This window comes from Acaryochloris sp. CCMEE 5410, assembly GCF_000238775.2.
Classification (GTDB): domain Bacteria; phylum Cyanobacteriota; class Cyanobacteriia; order Thermosynechococcales; family Thermosynechococcaceae; genus Acaryochloris.
In genome coordinates this window covers 142,538-166,499 of sequence record NZ_AFEJ02000005.1, presented here as the reverse complement: position 1 = coordinate 166,499, position 23,962 = coordinate 142,538, and the positions used below count along the sequence as shown (strand labels likewise).

Annotated in this window: 21 protein-coding genes and 1 pseudogene; 2 read left to right on the top strand and 20 right to left on the bottom strand. The window is 50.5% G+C overall.

Translation table 11 applies throughout. The features are described 5' to 3' along the window. Position 1 precedes the first annotated feature (1 nt). The 6 genes from ON05_RS33950 to ON05_RS33925 all read right to left on the bottom strand — a co-directional run bounded on the left by ON05_RS33950 (position 2) and on the right by ON05_RS33925 (position 5,492). Entirely contained in the window at positions 2–1,015 is a 1,014-nt protein-coding gene (locus tag ON05_RS33950; RefSeq protein WP_010468351.1) for a nucleotidyl transferase AbiEii/AbiGii toxin family protein, read from the bottom strand. Further along, entirely contained in the window at positions 988–1,530 is a 543-nt protein-coding gene (locus ON05_RS33945; protein ID WP_010468354.1) for a hypothetical protein, read from the bottom strand. The genes ON05_RS33950 and ON05_RS33945 overlap by 28 nt, the downstream gene beginning before the upstream one ends. A gap of 84 nt (positions 1,531–1,614) precedes the next feature. After that, positions 1,615–1,803 (bottom strand): hypothetical protein, encoded by a 189-nt coding sequence (locus tag ON05_RS33940; RefSeq protein ID WP_010468356.1) that lies wholly within the window; start codon positions 1,801–1,803, stop codon positions 1,615–1,617. A gap of 12 nt (positions 1,804–1,815) precedes the next feature. After that, on the bottom strand, positions 1,816–3,342 hold the full coding sequence (locus ON05_RS33935; RefSeq protein WP_010468358.1) for a hypothetical protein: 1,527 nt from the start codon (positions 3,340–3,342) through the stop codon (positions 1,816–1,818). A 54-nt stretch (positions 3,343–3,396) separates the two neighbouring features. Continuing rightward, complete coding sequence (locus ON05_RS33930; RefSeq protein ID WP_010468359.1) at positions 3,397–3,753, bottom strand: hypothetical protein; 357 nt, start codon at positions 3,751–3,753, stop codon at positions 3,397–3,399. Between the two features lie 20 nt (positions 3,754–3,773). Further along, a complete protein-coding gene (locus ON05_RS33925; protein WP_050857414.1) occupies positions 3,774–5,492 on the bottom strand; it encodes a type IV secretory system conjugative DNA transfer family protein in 1,719 nt (572 codons plus the stop codon). A 143-nt stretch (positions 5,493–5,635) separates the two neighbouring features. On the opposite strand from ON05_RS33925, the pseudogene ON05_RS33920 reads away from it, so the two are divergent. Both ON05_RS33920 and ON05_RS38895 read left to right on the top strand, forming a co-directional pair. Further along, positions 5,636–7,164, top strand: a pseudogene (locus tag ON05_RS33920) (IS5 family transposase). 191 nt (positions 7,165–7,355) lie between these two features. Beyond that, entirely contained in the window at positions 7,356–7,508 is a 153-nt protein-coding gene (locus ON05_RS38895) for a Uma2 family endonuclease (protein ID WP_010476945.1), read from the top strand. 64 nt (positions 7,509–7,572) lie between these two features. Here ON05_RS38895 and ON05_RS33910 read toward each other — a convergent pair whose 3' ends face one another. The 14 genes from ON05_RS33910 to ON05_RS33845 form a co-directional block, all read right to left on the bottom strand. Further along, positions 7,573–7,947, bottom strand: a complete 375-nt coding sequence (locus tag ON05_RS33910; protein WP_010476943.1) for a hypothetical protein — start codon at positions 7,945–7,947, stop codon at positions 7,573–7,575. 5 nt (positions 7,948–7,952) lie between these two features. Next, a complete protein-coding gene (locus ON05_RS33905) occupies positions 7,953–11,129 on the bottom strand; it encodes a D-alanyl-D-alanine carboxypeptidase family protein (protein WP_010476941.1) in 3,177 nt (1,058 codons plus the stop codon). A 115-nt stretch (positions 11,130–11,244) separates the two neighbouring features. Continuing rightward, positions 11,245–11,373: a hypothetical protein gene (locus tag ON05_RS33900; protein WP_010476939.1), complete on the bottom strand. Its 129-nt coding sequence runs from the start codon at positions 11,371–11,373 to the stop codon at positions 11,245–11,247. Further along, positions 11,374–12,804 (bottom strand): hypothetical protein, encoded by a 1,431-nt coding sequence (locus tag ON05_RS33895; protein WP_010476937.1) that lies wholly within the window; start codon positions 12,802–12,804, stop codon positions 11,374–11,376. It abuts the gene before it with no gap. Next, positions 12,801–13,517, bottom strand: a complete 717-nt coding sequence (locus ON05_RS33890) for a hypothetical protein (RefSeq protein WP_010476936.1) — start codon at positions 13,515–13,517, stop codon at positions 12,801–12,803. The genes ON05_RS33895 and ON05_RS33890 overlap by 4 nt, the downstream gene beginning before the upstream one ends. 11 nt (positions 13,518–13,528) lie before the next feature. Further along, entirely contained in the window at positions 13,529–14,926 is a 1,398-nt protein-coding gene (locus tag ON05_RS33885; protein WP_010476934.1) for a hypothetical protein, read from the bottom strand. Beyond that, positions 14,907–16,016: a hypothetical protein gene (locus ON05_RS33880; protein WP_139025975.1), complete on the bottom strand. Its 1,110-nt coding sequence runs from the start codon at positions 16,014–16,016 to the stop codon at positions 14,907–14,909. Before ON05_RS33880 ends, ON05_RS33885 begins: the two co-directional genes overlap by 20 nt. Continuing rightward, positions 15,949–19,128, bottom strand: coding sequence for a hypothetical protein (locus ON05_RS33875; RefSeq protein ID WP_010476929.1), 3,180 nt, complete (start codon positions 19,126–19,128; stop codon positions 15,949–15,951). Before ON05_RS33875 ends, ON05_RS33880 begins: the two co-directional genes overlap by 68 nt. Positions 19,129–19,139: 11 nt before the next feature. Next, complete coding sequence (locus ON05_RS33870) at positions 19,140–19,691, bottom strand: hypothetical protein (RefSeq protein WP_010476928.1); 552 nt, start codon at positions 19,689–19,691, stop codon at positions 19,140–19,142. A gap of 36 nt (positions 19,692–19,727) precedes the next feature. Next, positions 19,728–21,821, bottom strand: coding sequence for a sigma-70 family RNA polymerase sigma factor (locus ON05_RS33865; protein WP_010476925.1), 2,094 nt, complete (start codon positions 21,819–21,821; stop codon positions 19,728–19,730). Positions 21,822–21,880: 59 nt separating this feature from the next. Beyond that, on the bottom strand, positions 21,881–22,096 hold the full coding sequence (locus tag ON05_RS33860) for a hypothetical protein (protein WP_262562648.1): 216 nt from the start codon (positions 22,094–22,096) through the stop codon (positions 21,881–21,883). Next, positions 22,090–22,569, bottom strand: a complete 480-nt coding sequence (locus ON05_RS33855) for a hypothetical protein (protein ID WP_262562647.1) — start codon at positions 22,567–22,569, stop codon at positions 22,090–22,092. The genes ON05_RS33860 and ON05_RS33855 overlap by 7 nt, the downstream gene beginning before the upstream one ends. A 56-nt stretch (positions 22,570–22,625) precedes the next feature. Beyond that, on the bottom strand, positions 22,626–23,117 hold the full coding sequence (locus ON05_RS33850; RefSeq protein WP_262562646.1) for a hypothetical protein: 492 nt from the start codon (positions 23,115–23,117) through the stop codon (positions 22,626–22,628). An 89-nt stretch (positions 23,118–23,206) separates the two neighbouring features. After that, the gene (locus ON05_RS33845; protein ID WP_010476921.1) at positions 23,207–23,644 is read right to left on the bottom strand and encodes a hypothetical protein; all 438 of its coding nucleotides are present in this window, start codon (positions 23,642–23,644) and stop codon (positions 23,207–23,209) included. Between the last annotated feature and the right edge of the window lie 318 nt (positions 23,645–23,962).

Genomic DNA, 23,962 nt, shown 5'->3' with positions numbered 1-23,962 from the left:
GCTACAGGCTTTGACCTTGATCCGGGCTTGGGGCTTGCGTTCCCTGCTCCAGATCTAGACTTTCAGTGGTCAGGCTTTTCATCCGGGCACCTCTAACGACAATCGCCGCTGCCCGCACACCTTTTTCCTGTCCTTGCTCAGCCACAATTCCTCGAATAGATGGATCATGCTTTAGCAACATGGATTCAACATCAGACTTGGCATACCCTGCCTTCAGTGCATTCTGGGCAACGAGGCCCGCCCCAATTAAACCTGGCTGATCAACTTTAGATGAAAACTCGTTGTAGAGGGATTGGCTGTCTTGGACTTTGTTCTGGGTCGTGTTGGCTATCTCTTCTTGACGCTCTTTTAAAAGTCGTTCTGCGCCAAGATGTAGGGAGAGAACAACATCTTCACCTTTGTTAAAAAGACTCAGAACTTCATCCGTTTCAAAGGATGAACTATATCGATCTACCAGATGATCTGGCTCCGAGGCAAACTGATGAATGGCCTCTATCTGGTCATCCCGTAGTTGTGACCCATAATGATTCACCAGAAAATCAAGATCGTACAGATCCCGTGCCGCTGTCCGATGTTGGGCCGCTGATAACTTCTGATCAACTTGCTGCTCTAGTCGATAGGTCTTGATACCTGAAATTGTCTCAACGGCTTCAAGTTGGGGGCTTTCACGAAAGCTCGTCTCTACCTTGAGCAATCTATCGTTACCCGTTTCCTGATCTAGATAATGGATCTTGTATCGCTGGACAGTATCCGTATCTTTGACTAGCTTTAATGACTTCAATTCAATGCCATTCACTTCACTGATAGCAGCCGCAATGCGCCCCTTGAGATTTAGCTTTTTTGTAGAGTCAAAATCCAAATCAGTAGAATAGCGATTCAGGGCACGAGTGAAGATCAGTGCCGCTCCACCCTTGAGAACATAAGGCGTATCTCCAACTTGTTGAGCTATCGACCTCATCAAGTCCAAGTGGATGGACTGGGAAGGGTTTATATGAATTTCACGGTCTGAATCCATTGCTTAAAAATTCTGAGGGGTTCACCCGATAGTTGGATTGCCAAGCGTTCTAGATAGTCCCGCTTGAGGTGGGCAACTTGCTCTTGGCTATCCAGCCAACCATTAATTGCTGCATTGTCCGCAATACTCGGTACTCTGGATTTCTGGAGGTCCAGCATCGCTAAGTCTGCAATCGCCCGATAATGATTGGCGACATATACGGGCTGATCCGAGGGAATGGGGAGTCTTTCCTGAGACAAAATTGAGGACATATCGCGTACCCCCTGGTGACCGAGAGAAGGCGTTGTATCTACTGGCTGCTCCTTGCCTGCAAGAGGGATGCTTTTTTGAGTTTTGAGTGAATCCGTTTGTTCAAAAAAGTAGGGCTGAAAATGCCAATCCCCCGTATCCTCATCTGGAAAACGAAGATTAAGAGCATGCTTGAACGAGATATACCGTTCTAGTTCTGTTTCAGGGATGGCAACAGGGCGCAACAGAACTTCTGATGAATTCTGGGGCAGGGAAAGGTTGCTCATGCTTGAAAAGGATTGCTATTTCGTTCAAGTGTAGTTATTCGAGTTAGCAGAGGGGATAAGACATCCCTTCCCCTCTGTCAGATCTCAAAAATGCCAAGACCGTTCCAATAACATAGCAAACAACCAAAAGCTGAAAAACACAGCCAAAGCCGCAGCCTCTACATCCCATGTCCGTAAGAGATAGCCGATAAATGCATGAAATGCATAAATTCCTAACTGAACCAGGACGACACAGACCATTAGAATTCCAAAATTTCGGATAAATTTGCGCATAGCTAAAAACTCCTACAGTTCGGGTTCACTGTGGGCCAAGGCAGGCTCTTTCTCTGGCTGCTTGGGGGATACGCCATTACTGACGGCCTTAGCAATTTGCTCAGCCCTCTTTAAATATTTCTCGGCGCGCTCCACATTTCCCCCTTGCTGCTTTACTTTCTCTAAGCGTGGATCGATGGGCTTTCCTTGCTCCTGTTTAAGCTGGTCCTTGGTCTTGAATTGACCCTCAGCACGTTGCTTTTCTTGAGGAGCAAGATTATAGGTATCAACGAGCTTTTGACCTTCTTTTAGGTGTAATACTACCCTACTTCCCACTTTGATCTTGAATTCACCTTCAAAATCCTTAAAATTCGTTAAGGCTTCTTTGATATCTTCCATTTGCTGGTCACTAATCTGGGTGACAGAGCGATCAATACCTCCTCCACGCATCCCAAAGATTTGCTCTTTGTTATAAAAAACCGCCATCCTGGAAATATCCACACCCCGCTGGTCTAACCCGGACAATGCCTCTAGTAGGTCATCCTCAGCATCTTTAGACGAGTTCTCATAGTTGTACTCCTCTAAGGCGGTATTTGTCGCATCGGCTAAATGCGGAGAGACATCCTGGAGGTTCTTGTCTGACATCTCGGTCACGTTCGGACCCTGAGCAACGATGGCGGTTGCTTCATCAATATCTTTACCTTCTCTCAGGGCTTGGTGAGCAACATGTTCGTCATAGATCAAAGCTAAGTCTGGCTTGCCTTGGATATTCTGCTCAATCTGTTCATAGCTACTGAGGTCTGGATCTTTATGGTATTCAGACAGCAGTCTTGCATACTCTGCTCGTCGCTCCATATCTGGCTCAATTGCTGTGGGGACTTGATTCATTGTGTCTGCCATTGTTGTCTGTCTCCCTTGTAGTTTTTGAATGGTTTGCTGAACACTTTGCTGCATCTCGGCCAGCCAAGTCTTGGTGCGGTCGATATAGTGGTTTGTCATCTTCCACATGTGAACCACAGGGCGGGCCACTACGACTGGAATGCCTTTGGCTAAATAGCCCACCGCCAACTTGCCTGAGTCGATCAACCCCTTGCCGATCATGGAAGGAGCGACAATCCCGCTCAACGGTCGTGCCCACGCATCCGTCTTCGCCAACATGTCAGCAGTTCTGACTTTCGCCCAGGCGTCAAATGCACTTTGCCGACCCCAACCATGTGGAACTTGACTAGCTAGATCTGTAAAGTTTTTGGCTATCTGATCAGCACGTATCCCATGAATCCCCGAATGCAACAGATGAGTGGTTTGGGATATTGCACTCGCAACCACAGGACCTGCAATCGGGGCATGGGTCGCAGCAAAGGCCACTCCTGGAAGCGCTGCAATCTGGATTCCCTTCTTGGCGACCCACGCTAATGGGGCACCCTCAAAATAGAGTTGTTCTTTCTCCTGAAGTTCTCTGTATTTGTCGCCAATGAAGTTGTGATATTGATACTTTATCGGTGGACTAGATTTCTCAGTCGCCTTTTTTGGGTCAACGATATTGTTATCTTCATGTTCCATTGTTTATTTCCTCCATATGGAGCATTCTTGATACCCGCAGTAATGTACCGCCAGCTATCTTTCCTGCTGTCTGTCGATACTCGGATTCCGTTGGGGTGAGCTGGGGAATTGTTCTACAGCATTGAAAATCTTGGCCTTACGCGCCACCAGGGACTCTGCTTTCTTAACATCACCCCCTTGAGCTTTAACGGCATCGAGAAACCCCGTCTGCTTGATTGCGCCTAATAGCTCTTTGGGGCTAAAGCCTCGCTTTTGTCCTTCTTTTGCTACTTGTACCGCTTGTTTGAAGGTGGCGGTCACCTTGGGAGGTCTCAAAAACCTAGATTGGATTACCGTGCTGAGTGCGGCTTGCGTGAGTTCTTTACTTGCTCCCAGCATGTCTCTGAAATCTTGGTCGTCTGATGATGACATAACGTTCTTCCTCGATAAAGTTATACAGAATCTACCGCCGCTTTCCGTTCCATTAGAGTTTCTGATTTATGAAGCTTCTCTAACTCAGCCCCCGTGGGTAACATCGACTCTGCAATGTCCGCACGTTCACTCACGACATATTCTGGTGTGATGCCTAGATCTCTCGATTGGCGACAGTACAGCAGAAATGGATGGATGTGAGAATGCCAAAGCGTTTTATTCTCTTCTCTAAGAGCTTCATCCGTTTTGTTAAGCGGGACTTTTAGCCGATGTGCCCGTTGCTTCCAGCCTGGAGACTGGATCAGGCATTCTCCAGGTTCAAAGGTATCAATCTCGTCCGCTGTGATAAGTGGGACTTTGCGATGCTGCTCGGAGCGGTTGCGGCTGCTGCCTGAACGGCTGTTATGCCCCGTAGAGCGGGTCTTATAGACTTCCGTGAATGTCCCTAGGGAATCACTCAAACTCTTATCGGTGGAGTGGTGACCCGTGCGAAAGTGGATTCTCGTGCCAAGGGAACTGAGTATCGACATGGCATGGTCCCGTGTGTACCGCAAGTTAATCTGAGCATCACTCTGATAGGACAGTAAACAGCACATCCCATACTCTCGGTACAAGTTAATCCACCGCTCAATATCTGGTAGGCGGATCGAGGTGAATTCATCCAAGCACAAGAACAGGGGTCGATCCCGATTCACTTCTGCATTCAGGTTGCGCCGCATCAACATATGAATGACGGCAGCACATAAGGGCGAGGTCGTACTCTCAGCGTTTTCATCGATCTGCACCCATACGATCTGTTTACCAGGGAGATCCAATGGAATCGTGGAGCTGGTGATCGCGGGAATGACACTGGCATCCATCAGCGCTTGGAAGTTCGTGACCGCTGTGCCCACAATCCCTCCAGCGGTTTTCTCGGCTTTGGAGACGGACCTTAAACCCAGTGCAGCTTGGTTAGCCCAAAAGTCCAGGTCACCCCCTAAGTCAAATTGACCATATTGATGAGCCGCGAGTAGCCGTTGGGGAAGGTCTTCTAAGCTCAGGAATCCCCAGGCTGAGACGAGATCTTGATAGACATGGCTCTTGGCGAGTAGGAAGACGGTCTTAAGTAAGCTATCTCCTTGGGGACCAAAAAACCCGTCCTTACGACTTCCCGGTACTTCAAAGTTAGCGTTGATGGTCTTGGCAAGTTCCAGGGCTTCCTTTGAACCACCTCGTTCTGGGATGAAGTCTAATAGATTGAGGCTATCCGTGTAAGCTTTGCCGGGGCAGAAAAAATACTGCTGATAACCCAATCGATGGGCAAGGGCGGCATGTCGCTTTTGCAAACTTCCTTTGATGTCGTAGATGATGCCTGTAAAGCCTTGTCGAAGGATATCGTCAATACAATTTTCGACGACACTTTTGGTCTTGCCATAGCCACTCGCGCCAATCACACTAATCCCAGGCTGGCAGTCCGTGAGGATGAGCTTGCGATCACTCCCCAGACTTAAGGAGCATCCATCTACTTTGGCATCTCGAATCTGCCGCAGTCCTCGTCTTCTGGCCTTGCGAATCTCTCCAGGGGTGGCAAATCGGGCATCGCGTTTACTCCGTCCATATCCATTTTTGTTATCTAGGACAGTTGCCAGGATGAGTAGGAACCCGATCATGCCCACTAACCAGGGCAGGGGGGAACTCAACAACGGATCCAGGTCCACAGGGGGCTGTGTGGGCTGAGGTTGATTTGTTTGGGTTTGCATGGTGCTTACCGCAAATTATGGTACGTAGGGCTTGCTTCGAAAGTCTAAGGTTGAATATTTGCAGTGTATCCAAGTGTTGAGCGCCCTTGAGAAGTGCAAGGAAAATCGTTCAAAATACTCAAAACCTTTGCACATGCACCCCAATGTATCGTCGCCCATCCCCCGGTCAACTGTCCTTTAAGAACTTCTACTTGCCCTTCGGAGGCAAACTATCAGAAGAGAATCGCTGGGTCAAACTCGCCGAGCTGATTCCCTGGGAAAGCTTTGAATCAGAATATGCAGACCAATTCAGTCAGACCATGGGGGCACCTGCCAAACCCTTTCGTGTGGCCTTAGGGACCTTAATCATCAAAGAGAAACTGGGTGTATCCGATGCAGAGACCGTAGAACAGATTCGAGAGAACCCCTACTTGCAGTACTTTCTGGGTTTTAGTGAATATCGAGAGAGTGCTCCGTTTGATGCCTCCATGCTGGTTCACTTTCGCCAACGGTTGAATCTAGAGCTACTGACTCAAGTCAACGACGCAGTCGTGGAATCAGTGCTCGCATCTGAGGGTTCTCCTGTTGTGATGTCCCCTGAGTCATCTCCTTCTCCTGAAGATGACGAAGATGAGCCTCCTGCCCCTCCCAACCAGGGCCAATTGTTGATAGACGCGACCTGTGCGCCAGCCGATATTCGCTATCCGACAGACTTAGATCTGCTCAATGATGCCCGCAAAGCGAGTGAAGCCATCCTTGATGCTTTATATGCTCAAGTCATGCTGTCTCTCAAGGGCAAACCTCGCACCTACCGCCAAAAGGCCCGCAAAGCTTATCTGGCCATTGCCAAGAAACGTCAACCGAGTCGCAAGCTGATTCGTAAAGGGATTCGTCAGCAGTTGGGCTATGTGCGTCGGAATCTAGCCCACATTGATGGATTGATAGCTTTAGGAGCGTCTCTGTCCCGACTGTCCCGGCGACAGTACCGTCTGTTGCTGGTGATTCATGAAGTCTTTCGACAGCAAGAGTGGATGTATCAACAGCACGTGCGTCGAGTAGATGACCGTATTATCAGCCTCACTCAGCCTCATGTCCGACCGATGGTCCGAGGCAAAGCTGGAGTACCTGTTGAGTTTGGGGCCAAGCTATCCCTCAGTTGTGTCAACGGATGTGTGTTTCTGGAACGTTTAAGCTGGGATGCGTTCAATGAATCCCAGCATCTTCAATATCAAGTGGAAGCTTTTCATCGTCGCTTTGGCCATTATCCTCTCTCAGTCCATGCCGACCAAATCTATCGAACCCGAGCTAATCGACGATGGTGTAAAGCTCGAGGTATCCGATTGAGTGGACCACCGTTAGGAAGACCTCAACAAGACCCCCAGGTGCAGGGCCAACTCAAGCAACAAGCACGGGAGGACGAAAAGGTGAGAGTCCAAATTGAGGGCAAGTTTGGGCAGGCCAAGCGAAGATTTGGCTTGAATCGAGTGATGGCGAAGTTAGCGGATACGGCTGCTAGTGCGATTGCTATCACGTTCTTGGTGATGAATCTAGAGCGGTGGCTCCGCCACCTTTTATCATTCATTTTTGGGTGGGATTGCTGGTGTTGGAAAGCGTTATGGAGCTGCCAGGGCTGCCTTGGGGCTTTTCTAGGGCCAGTGAAGGAATATGGCCCTGGCCGTCACAACTGGGTTGATTGTACGATTTGATGCCAGGAATTAGCTCAATTTACTTTTTCAGCAAACCCTACGTAGTAATGTACCGCCAGGTGATTTTTGGGTGGGGGGTGGATTGATCCAGCAGCACAAGGGGGACTGCTGCAAGAAGTCTGATGTTGGTCATGGCGGTCTGAGATTATCGACAAGATAATGTACCGCCAGGTGATTTTTGGGGTGGGGTGTCGAGGAAGGATGGCTCACCAACCCAGAAGACAATCAGGTGGAAATCTATCAGCCAAACCAAGCTGTCAAGATGCTACAAACTCCCAGCTCGGTTTCTGGAGCGGACATGCTACCAGAGTTTATGCTCAATCTGGAGTAGATTTGGGGATGAGGTTGATTTATTTTTGCTCAGAACACCAGCTTAAAGTTGATGTCGATTCTGCTTAGTACCCATTTTTTTTATAAAACTCACGGTTGTACTCCTTTGCTGCTAATTCCATTCCCTCTACAACATCGTCAGGCACTACACCTCTAAAAGTCTCTAGATGATCACCAAATGGATCCATCATCAGAACTTTGCAGGGATTAGTTTTTAAAATCACCCACCAGTTGTGATTGGCATCTTCTACACCGATGAGATGATAGCTGTTCTGAGAATAAACAACTTTCAACTGCTTTATAAACTTACGATCATGTGGCCTAAACTCTATAGTCTGGGCACATTCTTCAACACTCTGATTTGATTGGTTTGCTTCAACAGCTACAGCAACTGGGCAGATTAACAAACTGACTGATAGTGATATTAAAAGAGTCCGCATAGTTTTTAATTTAAGTAATTAGCAGGGTTTAGTCTTTGATTAGAAGGGTCTCGAATCTCAAAATGCAGGTGTGGGCCTGTCGTCCTGCCACTATTGCCAGAGAGAGCAATTACCTGACCTTTCTTAACAGGGTCGCCTATTTTTACGTTTGTAGTTGATAAATGCCCATAAACCGTAACATAGCCGTTACTGTGTTTAATAAACACTAAATTACCGTATTTATCCCCACATGTAGACCCTAAGTGTCCCTGTTGAGGACAATCTACTTCAACATCTGTCACTACACCACCATCTGATGCTCTAACTTCAGATCCCATTGGTGTAGCATAATCAATTCCTCTATGGAAACCTAATGGTCGTGAACCATAGGGTGAACTTACAGAGTATTCAGTAGGCAAGCCAAATTGTCCAGTGGTTATCCCATCTCCCTGAACAAATGGCCCCAATTGACCATTAGGGTTACTCGCGATCGCACCGGGCCGACAAGGTAACCCACTTGATGCCACACCAACAGGCTCATTCGTGGAAGCATCTCCCGTTGGCCCATATTTCTCAAAATTCGCAGGATTACTCCACACTTCACTTTGCTCAGGGCCACCTGGCAAAGAGGTCCACTGCAATGGACTCAGCACCCGATCCGCCAGGGCAAAGTCCCCACGCTGAATCGCTGCCATCAAATCAACATTCTCTTCAGCCCCAATGATTTTGATCCATTCCACCGCTGCTTGAGCCGCAACCGCCCGGTCTCTGGTCCAACCATCTATTCCTGTTCTTTGCAGAAGAGACTGCCTAGACTCTGGCGTGAACTGATAAATTCCATAAGCACCCGTCTGAGAATTCGGCTTCCAGTTCGTCCCATCCGTACTTTCTCCAATTCTGATTCGGGCTAGATACTGTCTGAGATTATGGTCAGGATCAGCAGGGGTTGATGTGCCCTGACTTTGACCATTGCTAGCGGTAGGGCTGAAGGTAGCAGCCGCCTGATCCGTACCCACAAACCGCCAGTGCCAAGGCTCAAAGCTCACCCCTTGGCTATTGCCCTCTGGGAACGACAACTCAAACCCATACTTGCCCGCATTGGCTTGCATCCAGGCATACTCAGATGTCTGTGCCCAAGACCGATCTAAGCTAGCATTCTGGTTGTTGCCCACATCGACAGCTAACCCCGTATGGTGTTCACTATGGCCGGGAGGCGCTGAAGTTTTAGCAACCACTTCAGGAGAAGCACTCGCCACCTTGTTATCCCAAATCGACTTCTGAACAGCCACAGATCGAAAACCTGATACAACCTTAATATCCAATCCTTGAGACGCAGCATCTTGTCGCATCTGTTCAAAAGCTTGGGCTGCATCTGGGGCAAGCGTTTCCTGTACCCCATCGACAGAGGTCACGTTGACTAATTGACCCGTGTTTTCATCATAGGCAAGATGACCATATTTTGAATTGGATGGAGAAACATCACTTTGCCCTGATGAAGCAATGATCTGGTTAGGGTCGCAATACACCTGGCTCAGGCCCGCAGCCGTCAACGCCCGATTCCTAAACTTGGCAATCTCAGCAGGTAGACTCCTACGACTCGCCACCAGGAACAAGCCCCCTTCTCTGACGGTGAAGGGTGTCGGAATCACAAAGAAGTGAGGAGTGCATTGCTCTCCAATAAGCGGAGCGGGGACACAGACTTGAATGGCAAGATGCAGCCTCGCCGTGCTGGGCTTATTCGGGTATTCCTTAATATTCTTGAGGACAAACTTGGTATTAAAACCCGTGCCAAAGGGATTGATACCCGCTGGCTCCCACCCGCCATTCACTTTCTTGAGGAGTCCCTTGCCCCCTTTAACGCCCTGACCGTTCTTGCCTTTTGAATGGCCTGCAACCCACTGCTTCCCTTCGATATCGTCATCCCCCGTCACCTGGGCCAGGGGAGAGCTGATAAACTTCCGCATCTCAAAGTGGGGGCAGTTGTCCGCTCTCTGGTTTTTGGTCTTGCCAAGGGTGCATTTAATCGGTCTGAATTTTTGGTCTTCTGTACCACCGGACAAGGCATGTTGGATGGAGGGTTCTTCTGGTCCCTCAACACCACTGTAGGCAATATCAAACCTCGCAAATACGTCACCCGCGAGGAAGCTAAAGGCCAGGTCAAAGGGCAGCTTGTCAATCGGAATGTCAGACAATCCAGGGACGGAGTTGACCAATTCATCCTCAGCCCCTGGTATCTCCTCAATCGCTAGGTCCGCAATCTTAGGTAGGGTCTGCTCAATAGGCTGATTCGCGAGATCGGGGACGGCACCCAAGGGTAGATTCTTCAGCTCTGGCACAGCCTTGATCACTTCCTTGACGGCCACATCCGTCCCTTTTGCTAGGACGTAGGCTTGTGCCCTTTTCCTGACCTGTTGCCAGTTGCCATTAATCGCATCACCAACAAGAGGGACAATCTGGTTAACGGGCAGCTTCTTGAGGGTGGGACCAATCTTCTTGCCAATCCCTGCTAACTCAATCTGCTCTGCCTTGGAGATGACCCCCTGCCAGTTACCCCGTGCTAAATCCTGAAGCGGAATACCTTTAAGAGCGGGTATCTTACTGAGGTTGGTAATCAGCACTTTCTCTCCCGTGGTCAGGGCGGCTTGCTGGAGCTGTTTACCTGCTTGAGAAGGGTCATGGAGTACTCCTAGTGCGGCTTGAATGGCGGGAGCGGCATCATCAACCGTGATTTTCTGACCGTTATTGAGCTTTGTATAGAGGTTATCAACTTCCTCGACCGTGAGGCCATAGACAAGGGGCACATCGCCAATCGGTACACCCGCAATATCCGTGCCCTGCCTCGCTGAAATATCTCGTAAGGTCAGTTTGGTGAAGGATGCCGTGACGGGATTTTGCTGCAAGTCTCCAAACTTGAGGATTTGGTCAGGAGTCGCCCCCTGCGGCCATGCCCGATCAATTTGGTAAGGAAGCTGCACCCCATTGGGCAAGGGCGGGATTTCAACATACCCTGCCTGCTCTGCGGTGGTGAGCTGTCGGAACGTCGGTGAAGGTCCAGGGTCAGGATCATAGTAGAGGCCCGGTAAGTTGACGGGGGTATCTGGGCTAAGTGCTGCTGTCTGTTGCTGCTGTTGAGCTAAAGCAGGGGCTATCTGCGTCACAGTGGGCAGACTAGCCAGGAAAAAGGCAAGTAATTTCTGTTTCATAAGGGGAATGCTGTGGTGCGATAAATGAATGTACCGCTCAAGGAAAACGGCCCCATCTGGAGCCGCTATCTGAACTCATATTTAGAGGGAAAACCAAAGCTCACCGCATGAAAATTCACTGATCATTTCCAGAGTCCTTGAGCAGCAAGATCCAGGCGATAATCCCCAAAATCCAACCAATGGGACCTGCGAGAAACAGGAACGGTGTGAGGACGATCAGGAGGATGACAAGACAACCTTTCATTTAGACACCCTCCACAAAGTAAATTTCCACCTCTTTATCAAAGTGATAGAGGCCATTTCGAGAACGGCCAGAACCTCTAGGAGCCAAGCTATTGACGACGGACGAGGCCCTATCACCCACGCTGCTAGAGCGAAGCTGGTCAATCCCCACGTTCAGCCCTGCCCTGAGTAGTTTGTTGCCAAAGCCTTCTCCTTGACCTTTGAGCTTGGCTTGTAGGTAGGGAGATTGCTTGTATTGAATGACTGCAACAGGGGTCTTTCTACCTTCGGGTGATTCATCCGTCAGATTGACATGCTCAATGGGCTGCTGGTTGACTTCCACCACCTGCATACTCAAAAAGTCACCCTCAGCAGCCGTCACTTCTGCCACAACCTTGGAGCCTTTCTTCGCCATTGCCCCTAAGTCTTCATTGAGGGTTAATAGATACCGCTGACCGATGATCGTGTCACTGTTCTGGGGTATCCAGGTAATCGGATTGTCCAGCTTCGCCTTGACCTTAGTTCCAGGGGCGATAAGTCCTTTACCTAAGGGGTTATTGCTAGCGGGATAGAGGGCTGTGGGGGAATCGGACTGCACCTGATTATCCTGCAATAAATCTCCCGTGAGGGAAGCCACTAAAACCCCTTGGGGTGGAGCTGGAGGGGTTTGAGCAATGGGTTTTGTCGTGATCGGTTTACGGACGGGGTGAGAGGTGGTGACCTTGATGGGACGAATGGGCACAGGCTGCACGGGCTTGGGGGCAAAGGCCGATTGTCTGCTGAGACTGAAGTTGGTTGCTGGTTTCGGGGCAGCTTGAGCGACGGGTTGAGGCTGAGGAGCTGGAGGCGTTGCCGCAACCACGGGTTGAGTCTTGGGTGCGGGTCTGTCTCTATAGACGATGCGGGGTTTGGGCTGGGTCCGAGGGACGGAGCTTTGGTAACGAATCGGTCGGGTCACGCGATGATTCGGACTCGGAGGTCTCCCTTGAGGCTGGGGGGTCGGTGGAACGGTTGCAGGGTTTGGACCCGCCTTCTGAGTAGGAGGAACGGGCTGACCATCCAAGGATTGCCGCAATGCAGCCACCTGGACCTTCAGATCTGCGTTCTCTTCGGTCAGCACCTCTTCTCGACTCTGACCCACGGTAGAACCAGTCTCTTCACTTTGGGGATTTGACTCAGCCTGCTGAGGGGCACTCCCATACATCAAACCCGTGGCAATGAGGGCGAAGGGAGTCCCGACGACGGTGAGGAGCAAGAGTTGAAACCACAGCCGTTTGTGCAGCTTGTTTTTAGGGACGGTGGTTTTCGTCTCGGGCATCGCTAGATTGGCGAGAGTTACGGCGGGGTTACGGGTCTCTTTTGGGTCATGCTCGTTTGATGTCCCCTCGGATGGGGCGGGTCTGCGCTTAAGCAGCACATCTCTGGCATGTTTGGCTTTCTGGGTCGTGTTCATAGATTCACCTTCACATCTCGGATTTCAACAATTTGCAGGCCATATTCCTGGCCCACGCGCATCAGCTTGGCAAGTTGGGTCTGGTCTTGGTCTTCGGTTTTCACAAAATCAACGGCTTTGAGGATCAGCTCTTGGTTGAGCCGCTCAATAAAGTCCCGCTCTTGGCCTCGGTCATGGAGCCGTGTGGCAATCACCGTCACTTTCCACAGTCCTGGCTCTAGTTGCTCGACCACAATGTCTTTGGTTTTATCTAAAATCTGGACTTGGGCTTCCCACTCCCCCGCAATGTAGTTACGAAAGGGAAAGTCTTTGTCGTACTTTTTATGGATCGATTCCATCCAACCCACCCGGTAGGACAGGTCAATGGCATAGGACACGTCGTAAAACTGGGCCGGGTACTCAATCTTTCCTTCCGTTTTTCCGTCTCCTTTACTCCAGGAGAAAGCGGCGCTGACCCATTTATGAGCAAAGTCTTGGATATGAGACGTTTCACGATGGTGCTTGTCTACGGGCTTCGCCTCCACGGTTTGGTTGCTGGGAAGCTGCACAAACACATTGGAGGGTTCTCGTTGGGCGGCTCGTTTGCTACTGAGGCCCACGCGAAACAGCAGGCCGGTATTGAGTATGGTTAAGCCAATGATCAGATAGGGCATCCATTTGCCTTTCTCTACGGCCTGCAGGGGGTTTTTCGGAATGGTTATTTTGGTGAGCATGGTGGTTTCTCCTAACGATTTCGCATCGCTCTGGTCTGCATAACGCTATTGAGGGTGATCAGTCCCCCCGTCACTAAGCCCACACCCGCTGTAGCGACACCAATGGCCTTAGAGCGGAAGGCATCTGCGGCTAACCCCACCCCGTCGTTCACGGCTTTGTAGGCGATATAAGGTGCAAAGATACCGAAGAATAGGGGGAAGATGAGAGGGGTCGCTGCAACGCCTGCTAACATCACGGCCACAAACCCAATCAGGATGACGTAGGCAAGACGAACGAGCAGAACACGGGCGAAGAACAGTAGCCACTCAATGATGGCGTTCTGGCCGTGGGGGATCGTGCCCAAGGCAAAGGCAATGGGGCCGAGCAAGGCCGCCAGTAGCAGGGACAACTCCTGACTCGCGATAAAGATCCAGGCCATCACCATGGCGATTTCCGTCAAGATTTGCTGCCAGTCTGGAGCAATCATCTCCGCGAGGGCTAAGCCTGGATTGATAGCAAATAGGGCTGTTTTGTAGGCGGCTGACTTGGCGATATCAAAGCCTTTGACGGCCAAGCCCTCCATATTCCTTTTAATGGCTTCTTGAGCCGTCTCCTGACTCCGCTCCGCTAACTCCAGGGCGGTCTTACAGTCAGGACAGCCGTCTTTAATCGTCTGTTTTTGCTCCTCAATAAAGACATCTAAGGACTGGAGGCACTGAAGCTGATTCATAGAGGCTTGTTTATAAACCGTCGCGATTTCTTCCCCAGTCAGTTCTCGCCCCGCTTGCCGACGGCTTTCTAGTCTGCGACCCAATTTCTTGAGGCCAATCATGGTTTTCTCTTCTTCCGTCAGATTGACACCGGGAAGATGGAGCTGGGCACATTTCTTCGCCTCTTGGGAAATGACCGTCCGCGTCACTTGGGAAAACAGGGCATCATTAATGGCTAGACGGACATTAAAACCCGCGACTTGGGCCTTAGCGACCACGGCAGGGGCGGCATTGACGATCTGCCGCATCCCATGAGCGGTATAGTAAATGGCTTGCCCTGAATTCGTGAGGAAGAAGGAGACTAAGACGATGGGGACGATGAACTTCACCCAGTCGCCAATATCACTCCCTTTCTCAAAGATCTTTCGACCGATTCGCCAGCTCCAGGTAATAAATCCCGCCAGTAGTACATACCGAACGACATCCATAATGGCCCGGTTGTTGATGGTATTCCCCGCATTATCAGGATTAAAGGTGGTATCCCACAGGTCATCCCACCAAGCGGCAGTTTTGGTGATGTTGTCTGTGATTCTTTGGAGGTAATCCAGGCCATTGTAATTGAGGGATTCCTTGCCCCATGCGGGAATGGCACTGACCAAGACCCAGCAAAGGGACAGCAGAAAGGCAAACAGCAGAACCTTATTTGGGTTTCGGTTCACCCAATCCAGGGATCTGCGGGGTAAAGAAGGAATATTTGGTATTCGCGACCTGGATATCCTGCTTAAGGTCTTCGCCATGCTTCAATGCCTCTAACATGAAATTGGTCTGGGTCCGTTGCTGATTCCCGGAAGCCTGGAGGAGTTCCAGCTTGCTCAGCTTGCGGGTCTGCACGAGGTTCTGACTGGCGATGGCCCCCAAGCTGCGATTTTGATGAGCGGATGCAGCTGTCAATCCTGCAAGCTGCTGGGAGGTCTGGGAGCCAATCGTGGCATTAAAGGCTTGCTGGAGGGAGAGGCGTTTCAAAACACTCTGGGAGCTTTTATCCCCCTGGGCCTCTGCCCCTAGCACTTGGACTTCTTCAGCGGAGGCAACATTGGCACTCGCTTGCTCCTCACTCACCCCCACGATCTCGGTGATGCTGTCTTGAGCGGCGATGGTCTCTTCTTGGGCGAGGGTAGCGGTCTCTTCCTCTGCTTGGATCAGTTCTTGGCCCTCGTCACTGAGAACGATCTGGGTTAGCTTCTCGTGAAACTCTTCACTGATGGCCTGGACGTTCCGGGCGATGGCGTAGACTTCACGGGGGCTGTTCGGTTCAATATTTAACCGAGATGGGTTGTCTTCATAGGACGGTCCTTTATAGGTGGGCCGTCCATCCGTGGAGCTGCCCCCTTGAGCTGTGGTCTTGGGGGGGTCAATAATGCCATACAGAACCAAAATATCGGTGACCCCTTTGAGGGCGGGTTGGACCCGTTTGCCCGTCACGGCTCGGTAGACATTGCGGCCAATCTTGGCGGCTTTAAGGGCTTTGGACCCATGCTCAATCACTTTGAACAGGCTTTTCTGAGCCTTCTTGCTCAAGATGCGGTCGAGCAGTCCTTTGGGCTGACCGCTGCCCTTATCCGAACCTGTGTAGATGTCACTGACGTTGTAAGGACTGTCACCGGGGGCGGCAGCAGTCTGGGTGATGATGTCTGTATAGGGGGTATCTTCGCCTGTAAAGCTCTGGGCATGGACGGGTGGATTAATAACGGACACCCACAGAATCACGATTAGCAGGGGCTTCTTCAGGCGCTGGGGGAAGGGGTACATATTGATCCTCTGTGATGGTGGATGGACATAGGCCCGCTCGGTGAGCACGGGCGAGAAGGTCACCGTGAATGCGATAGCCCGTAATCGGGTCATGGGGATAATGCGCTAGGATGCGGTCCCGTAATTCCACTTCTTTTTTCTCCGTGGCAACGAGGCCCATCAGCATACTGGAGGGGTTAAAGCTCACTTCTACATGCTGGTTATCCCGCTTCCAATACCAGTAGCTCTCTTGCCGGGTATGGGAAATCCCTTTACCCACGTACTGCTGCAAAATCTCACGACGAAAGCCTAAATCGTTGCACAAACGGTCGATGGAGATATCCTGCAAGCCTCCACAAAAGATGTTTTGCAGGTTGGTGAAGATTTCATTCCCCGCCACGGACTGGTAGATGGTCTCCACCTCCGTGGCGGCAACGATATAGTTGCAGGCCCATTTGCGTCCTTCTGACGGGACTCGACCTGACAGGCGGGCATAGGAGGCAAACTTATAGATGCGGGTCCCTTCATCGGTGATCAGGGCCGACCCTAATGTACTCATGGCCTTACGAAGCAGGAGGTTAAAGCCCACCATTGAGTAGATCAAGGAGTCAATGGAATCGCTGACGTTGGTCATGGCCAGAACCAGGCACTGGACGTTGCTATCAAAGCTGGAGATGCCGTTGATGGAGCGGCCTAGGGCTTTGGACAGGACGCCTTTAAGCTGGGTCCGAATCAGGCCGATGGTATTCTTCTCCAGATCAGAGATGTCTTCGCGCATCACTTCTTGGGTGAACCAAGTCTCAGCAAAGTCTACGAATTCTTCATAGATAGGCATCTGCTGGGATTCAGGGGTGCCAAAGGCGGCTTCACTGGCAACCTGATAGCGGCGCTGAATCTCAGGAACGTGATGAAAAGCTTCATAGCAACGGGAGAGGAAGGAGCTGACCATAAGTTCTGTCGTCGGATCATCCGTCGTGCCCATGACCAGCGCTTGCAGAATAGCCAGATGGTTGTTGAAGGCCGATTCAAACAGGTCTGCTCTCGTTGCCAGGGTGGATTTATAGCCGGGTTCTCCAGGCTTAGGCAAGGCATCCACCCACCGCATATCGGGCAGTTCCAAGATGTTGATGACATGCTCTTTGACGTTATGGTAGGCCGCGCTCACGCCAATCCGGTTAAAGGTGTTGACTAAATCCGTATAGGTACTTTCACCGTTAGGCCGAGGATATTCAAAGACGATGGTGACCCGGTTGTTGAGGATGTAGCTGAACAATATCCCCGACAAGATTCCCGATTTGCCATTCCCGGTGGTGGCGAAGATGGCCGTATGGTTCGGTGACTTGTTCAGCAAATCCAGGTACAAGGGACAGGGGAGTTCTTGGCCCAAAAACATCAGCCCTTGATCGTCCATTGTGGGCATCTGCACTTGGGGCAGCAGGGGCACGGCTTGGTAGTTGAGGTATTTGGGGCGTTGGACAAAGGGCTTGGTGAGCAGGCTATTCCATTCAAAGGGGAAGGATTGAAACCAATACTGGTCAATCTGCTCACTGATCAACTCTGTGGGCACGGTCTTGAGGCGGTCAATCAGCTCGTTACATGCCTCAATCACTTCTTGCTTGCTATCCCGGTAGACCCAGATACCGCAGCTCACCCAGAAGGGGCGACAGCCGCTCTTGATTAATGCCTGTAGTTCCTTGGCCTCCGACAAGCGCATCTCAGCGGTGACATCGGGGCTTTGCTCTTGGAGTCCCTTGGCAATCCGCTTCATGGAGTTCTTCATCACCAAGTCCATGTTGTTGATCTCGATGTCGGAAGGGTCTTCCGTTAGCTCCGTAATCACTTGGCAATCCCAGAACGGGGTGGGAGTGGTCAGCCGGGTCCAGAGATATTTCAGATAGCCGCGTGGGACGGATTGACCATCCACGGGATAGTGGCGCACTTTACCTAAACGGATAAAGGCCCAATGCTTTCCAGTACTGGGAATATGAACGGTGGAGCGGGTAAACTCTGGAGTGGTGGGGAGTCCTTGATAGGGTTCAAAGATGGCTCCCAAGTCATGGTCTCCGTATTCTTGGATAACCACTTCAGGCTGCTCTGAATGGTCGTCGGTGCGGATATATTGACCGAGGGGAGCGCTTTCCCCTGGATGGAGAACTTGATAGGGGATATCCATCACTTCTTGTACCCCCAAGGTTTCCACGCCTAAGCCAAAGCCATCCGCAGCGGTGAGGGCAATCAAGGCCCGACGATAGCCCCGCACATAGGCTTGACGAATGGCTTTACCCCAGCCCGGTAAAGAGTCGAAGTTGTCATCTTTGAGGGTGGACAGGACGAGGGTCACTTTCTCGGCGATCGCATCCATCCAGCCCTGGTTAATCTCAAAGTCAGCGCCTAAGATCATCCGATACTTGGCGAAGTAAATCAGGTCACTCTGGACGAGTCGCCCCTCACTTTCCAGGTGGTCTAGGTTCTCCCCAGCGCTCTGAGTCAAGGCTTGGGATAGAGGGTCCGTGCTGGTCTCGTACTCGTCTGCTAATTGCACCATCGGTTCATCCGCACTCCGATGGATGTGCCAATAGGACTTAAAATCAATCCCCTTCGCCCCTGTCACCGCAGCAGTACCCCCTTTAAGGCCACTCCAGGCCATGTCATCCGTGAGGGTTGGCTCCTGGCCTTTCTTGACGCGAAACGCAAAGATAAACATCAGCTCTCGTTTCCCCCGTTGTAGGAGGTAGTAGCCGATGTCTTGACTTTCATAGGCCATCTGCCCAAAGCTTTTGAAGGCTTTGTAGTTCGCTTCGATAAAGTTGTAGTTCGTTTTCACTTGAGGCAGTTCCATTTTGGGGAGGCCCGCCCGGTCATATTCCAGGGTGGGATGACCCGAACGGTATTGCTTCGGCACGGTGCGGCGTTGTAATTTTTGCTGGGGGTTATTCCCTAAAAACAGAAACATCAGAACAAACGCCAGCATGAATAAAGGGATGCCGATAAAGAGGTTCTTGAAGATGAGCGGGGTCATCAAAAAGAACAGCATCGCCCCCGCGAGGAGAACGATGGGATGGACACCGCCAAACAACACGTTGGTGCCCATGATGGTGTTGACATCTCCCTCGTTGAGCATGTCTCGATTCATAACGCTCCCTCCTATACGCCAAAGAACATAAATGCGGCCATCGTCAGGAAGGCGGCAAAGATCAAGATGGCAATCCAAGGCCGCAACATCTCGTGGTAGCCTGTGCCGTTATGGTTATGCTGGAAAATGGCGTTACCCCCAAAGGCGACAGCCGTCACGAACACAAAAGCGACGATGGCCCCGATAATCACACAGGTCATTCCTGCAAAGTTGATGGAACCCACGGTGACTTGGCCGAGTAAGCTTTTAATCGAGGATGAGGCTCCTTTGATGGGGCCGATCTCAACACAAGCAGCCTCTGTAATGGAGATGGTCTGAGCAAAGACCGCGTTGTGGGTGAGGACGGTGAGAGTAAAGGCCCAAATTCCCAGCAAAAGGGAGATGGGAGATTTACCTGCAAAGCGCTTCCACACTAATCCAGAGGCCAACATCATGAATTGGATGATGCCTGCCCAAAGAATGCCGGGGAGTCCAACCCCTATGCCGATACTGATGAGAAAAAGTTGGCTTGACCACCAAGGAAAGCGGTCGAGACGGTGATAACAGGTTCTGAGAAGTCGCATGGGAGGTTACCTCTAATGGGTCAATGGATCTAGGGGTTATTGCTGGGCGTAGTTGAGTAGGGTCTGGAGTTGGTCAGGAGAGATTTTGGCTAGCTTTGCCGCGTCCTCTGGAGACTTCCCCCCACGCATCTGGCGAATCATGCCGTTGACGCGCCAATGCATTTCCGAGCGATAGCGATATGTCTGGTTGCCTGACGCTCTAGCGATGTTTAGACCCTTTAAAAGAGTCGCCGGAGTGATACGGCTATCGGACACGTTGTTTTTAGCAGTGAGATTGGGTGATGTCTGCTTGGACACGGTAAGTCGCCGCACGGGAGGACGTTTAAGGGTCTTAGGCTTGGGCAGAACTTGAGTTCTAGGCTGCAGGGTCAAAGGTTGGACCGCTGTCGAAGCTTGATGAACGCGAGTCTTCACAGGTGGTTGACCCAGGCGACCTGTGAAGACTCGCGATTGCTCAGGGGTATGAGCAATGGGGGTGGGCGCTCCAATCCGAGTGATGGCAGTACTGGGGGCACTGTCAGACCGATTGATCGTTAACTCCATTGAGGAGCGGTTGCAGCCCACTAAATCTAGGATTAAGTTGGTCGATTTCACCTGAGTATTGGGTTTCCAGGTCAGGTAAATCTTTTGGGTCTGGGGTTGGGGCTGATCCAAGCTCAAGTCAAAGATGCCCCTCGTGCCCATATAGGCTTTGGAGACCCGGCACCCGCTGGAGGTAAGGTCAATCAGGTGACCATGACCGGGCGCTATCTTAATGGTTTCCGCTGTGGCTGGGGAGATAAGCAGCCCCAACCAGGCCGCTATAAATGCGGCAATGGTTCTGTACATGGCGTTTTTCCTTGGCAAGTGCGTCTGTTCAGGAGGAGGGTTGCTATCAAAGACAGCTCCTCGCTGTGGTTGTTGGCTGGTGTCAGGGCCAGCCCGTGATGGAAATCCTCTAAGGCAATCAGATATTGCTGCTAATGGTCTGTGGATAAACTTGGTTACTGCTGGGCCGAATCCCAGATGTCCTCGCCCAGTCGTTCCAGACTCTCCCAGTCCACGGCATCGCTGATCCGCTGGGGAAGGTTGATGCCCCGGTCGATCAGTAGGCCCGTCACTGCGACCCCCACAAAGAACCAAAAGAGATTCCTGAGCATGGGTAATCACTCCTTTGACTAAGTTGATAGCTTTAGTGGAAAGAGACTCTGTAGCGATGGAGGGAGTTTGAGGAGGATGCTGGGAATAAGCAGAAGGATTAATACTGTTATCGTAAGAGAACGAAAGAGAAGCAGGCCAAGTGCTGAGATTTACTCGCTCCTGACCTACTTCTGGTGTGGTTGGTTGAGGATGTCTGCTGAAACTTTGTGTGAATCCCAGTCGAACGGATTCCGCTTGGTCTTTGGCTGCATTGACGAACTGAGCCAAACCAACCCGGAACCACTGCTTGAGGAGATGAACGGGGATTTGATACTTCGGTGGGATGAAAGGTGGAGGTGCTTTGATTAGGACGAGATTTGTCTTTGTCTCAGGTTCAATCTCGAAATCAAAGGACTCATCGTATTCTTCATCATCCGTGTAGAATGATTCGTCATTAATCGTAAATTCATGCCAGTCTGGGATTTCCTGGAACGAACGGCCCCAATAGAGTAAATCTTCGATATATTCCAGCTCTAGATTCGCTTTTTGAGCAATTTCTTCCAGGCTGGCATCAGGAAACTCATTTTGGAGTCTGTATACCTTATCTAGGTGAATTTGTTTCTTTTCGGGCAATCTCAGTTGCTTGGGTCTGTTTTTATAGCAAAATCTACGGATATATCCGCGAATCCAGCCTCTAGCATAGGTGGAGAACTTGCATCCTTTCGTAGAGTCGAATTTCCGCACGGCATGACGGATTCCCAACATTCCCTCTTGGATCAGGTCTTGGGCATCATCCAAAGTCCAAGCGTATTGCTTAGCGAGTTTGGAGACTAAACGAACATGCCCAATCATCAACCAAGACAAGGAGTTCTCATGGCCTCGCTTGGCTTTGCGGATCAGCTCCAGCTCTTGCTCTGGATCAGGAATCGGGAAGCGGTGCAAGAGCTGAACGATATATTCGGGTAGACGGATTCCGTCTGAGAAGGAGCTAGCAATCGTAGCAGTTGTCATTGGGTCAAACCTCCTACAAGAGGGTGACTGGAATTAGTGAGAGGGTTTGGGATGGATTCCTAAAGTGCTGCTTTCAGCTTTTCCCAGGCAACGGGAAACCGTTCCGGGAATGACCTCAGAGCTTCTAACCCTTCCCGAGCAAAGTCCCAAGTCATGGCTTCTTCACAGGGAACACCATCCCCACTCCAAAAGTCTTGGCCTACGACATTGAACACTTGAAACGAGTGCGCGTTATAGAAGTTAGCGGTTTTAGATTGGGCGAACTCGATCAACACATATTCATCCCAACGGGCACAGGCATTTCTGGACTTCGCCCGCCACTCTCCATCGATGGGCCAAGGGGGTTTTCACTCATGCCGCTCCAATACAGATTGTCATCTGCAATCCGAACGTCGATTTGGATGTGGGCAGCGATTCGAGTCGCAGGGTCTGGGGCAAGGTCGTTCCACCATTGGCAAATATATCGGATGGCTGGGTGCTTTTCAGAGTCGTTGAAGTAGGTCGCTGATTCAGGAACAATGACTTCACGCGCTAATCTAATGGCGTTGTATAAATCTGCTGCCAGGATCTCGCAGCAGGCATTATTATGGTGGGCTTCTATATAGGTTGTGAACTCGGTGGCGGGTTCTACATCCCGCTCTAAAGCCACGTCCTCGATCTGATCGCAAATCAGATCTGACCAAGCACAGGAGTTCAGATTAAGGGTCTGAAAGTAAGCAAAACCAAAACCACAGGACTCATCCAGCACATAGGGCTTAAAAGATTTGTCGCCCTTCGTAAAGCTCTCATCAATATCATCCAGATCTAAAAGCTGACGGCCCGTGCATTCGGATCATAAAAAGTACTCGTTTGATCCATTGAAAAGACATGACCTTGCTGGGTGAGGTTGAAATCCAGCTTAAATTGATGGTGAATGGTCATCAGATTATGTTCACATTTAACTGGAAGCTGTATGAGCCATTCCAATCTCAACCACTCAGGTAGGTTATCCATCTCAAGTGGAATAGACCAACCCATTTTCCTATCTGAGGTTCCAGCCACACACATGGTTACGTTCGGATAGGGGCGTCTGATCACCACTTCCTCCGGTAATACGGAGATGGGTTCTTTGGAACCGGGTAGGAAAATCTTTGCCGAGCTTAAACTGATTCTGTCCAAGCCAATGTTTTTAAAGGGATTGTAGAGCCTGGGGAGTATATGAAATAGAGGGGTATCACTATCCTTGTGAGGCACAGGCTTGCCATCTGGGGTGACGAGGAGATGGGAATCTCCAATTTTTGCGATCGCAACTTGCATTCTCTTTCTCCTTGTGGCGCGAATGCTGCTTTGATATTGAATTGATGTGGAATTCCAAGGGGCCAGGTGGACCCAGTTACCGAGTCAAACTATGCAGCAGTATTGGGAACTTCTTGAACTTGAGCCAGCTTTAAAGGAGAGGGAGCTGAGGGGGCAATGGCTAGTCGTTGACGGATATAGCCCCTTGCACCACTCTCAGACATAAAGTGGTCCAGCATTTGCGCCTGAATATAAGGGCCATAAAGAAGAATGTTGACCTGATCATCTTTGGAGTACCCACACAGCCGCAGTTCGTAGCTCACGAGAGCATCAATTCGCTCACTTAATTTCGGGTGATCGCTACCGAGTTTATACAGCTCGTCATAGGTATAAAGCACGGGCATTGATAATAAACTTTGAACCTTCCAGGCAATCTGGAGATATCTGTCTCGATACTCTTGAATCACCTGCGGATCAGGCTGATCAGAAGTTTGGAGGCTTTCATTACCTCCACGGGATTTCCCCGATTTTTTATTAGTGGCTAACATAGTGATAACTCCTGTCCTAGGAGTCGAGGATCACGGCTTGGCATTTTCGTAGGATGGACAGGCCGTGGTTTGCAAATTTAACTAGGGATGATTCCTGTGTAATACAGAAACAGTCAGGACTCCTGTCAGGGATTCCCGTTAGAATTGGCTTTTAAAAACAGTCTGAGCAAAGGACAAGCCTTCGCTGTTTTGTGTGGGCAGTAGTAGAAATACAAAAAGGGAAAATTTGGACGCGAAAACACTCGCTTTAATTACTTGGCTGTACTCTAACCCTAACCCAGGATTCAAGTAAAGCTGAGCGTTACAATCAGCAACAAA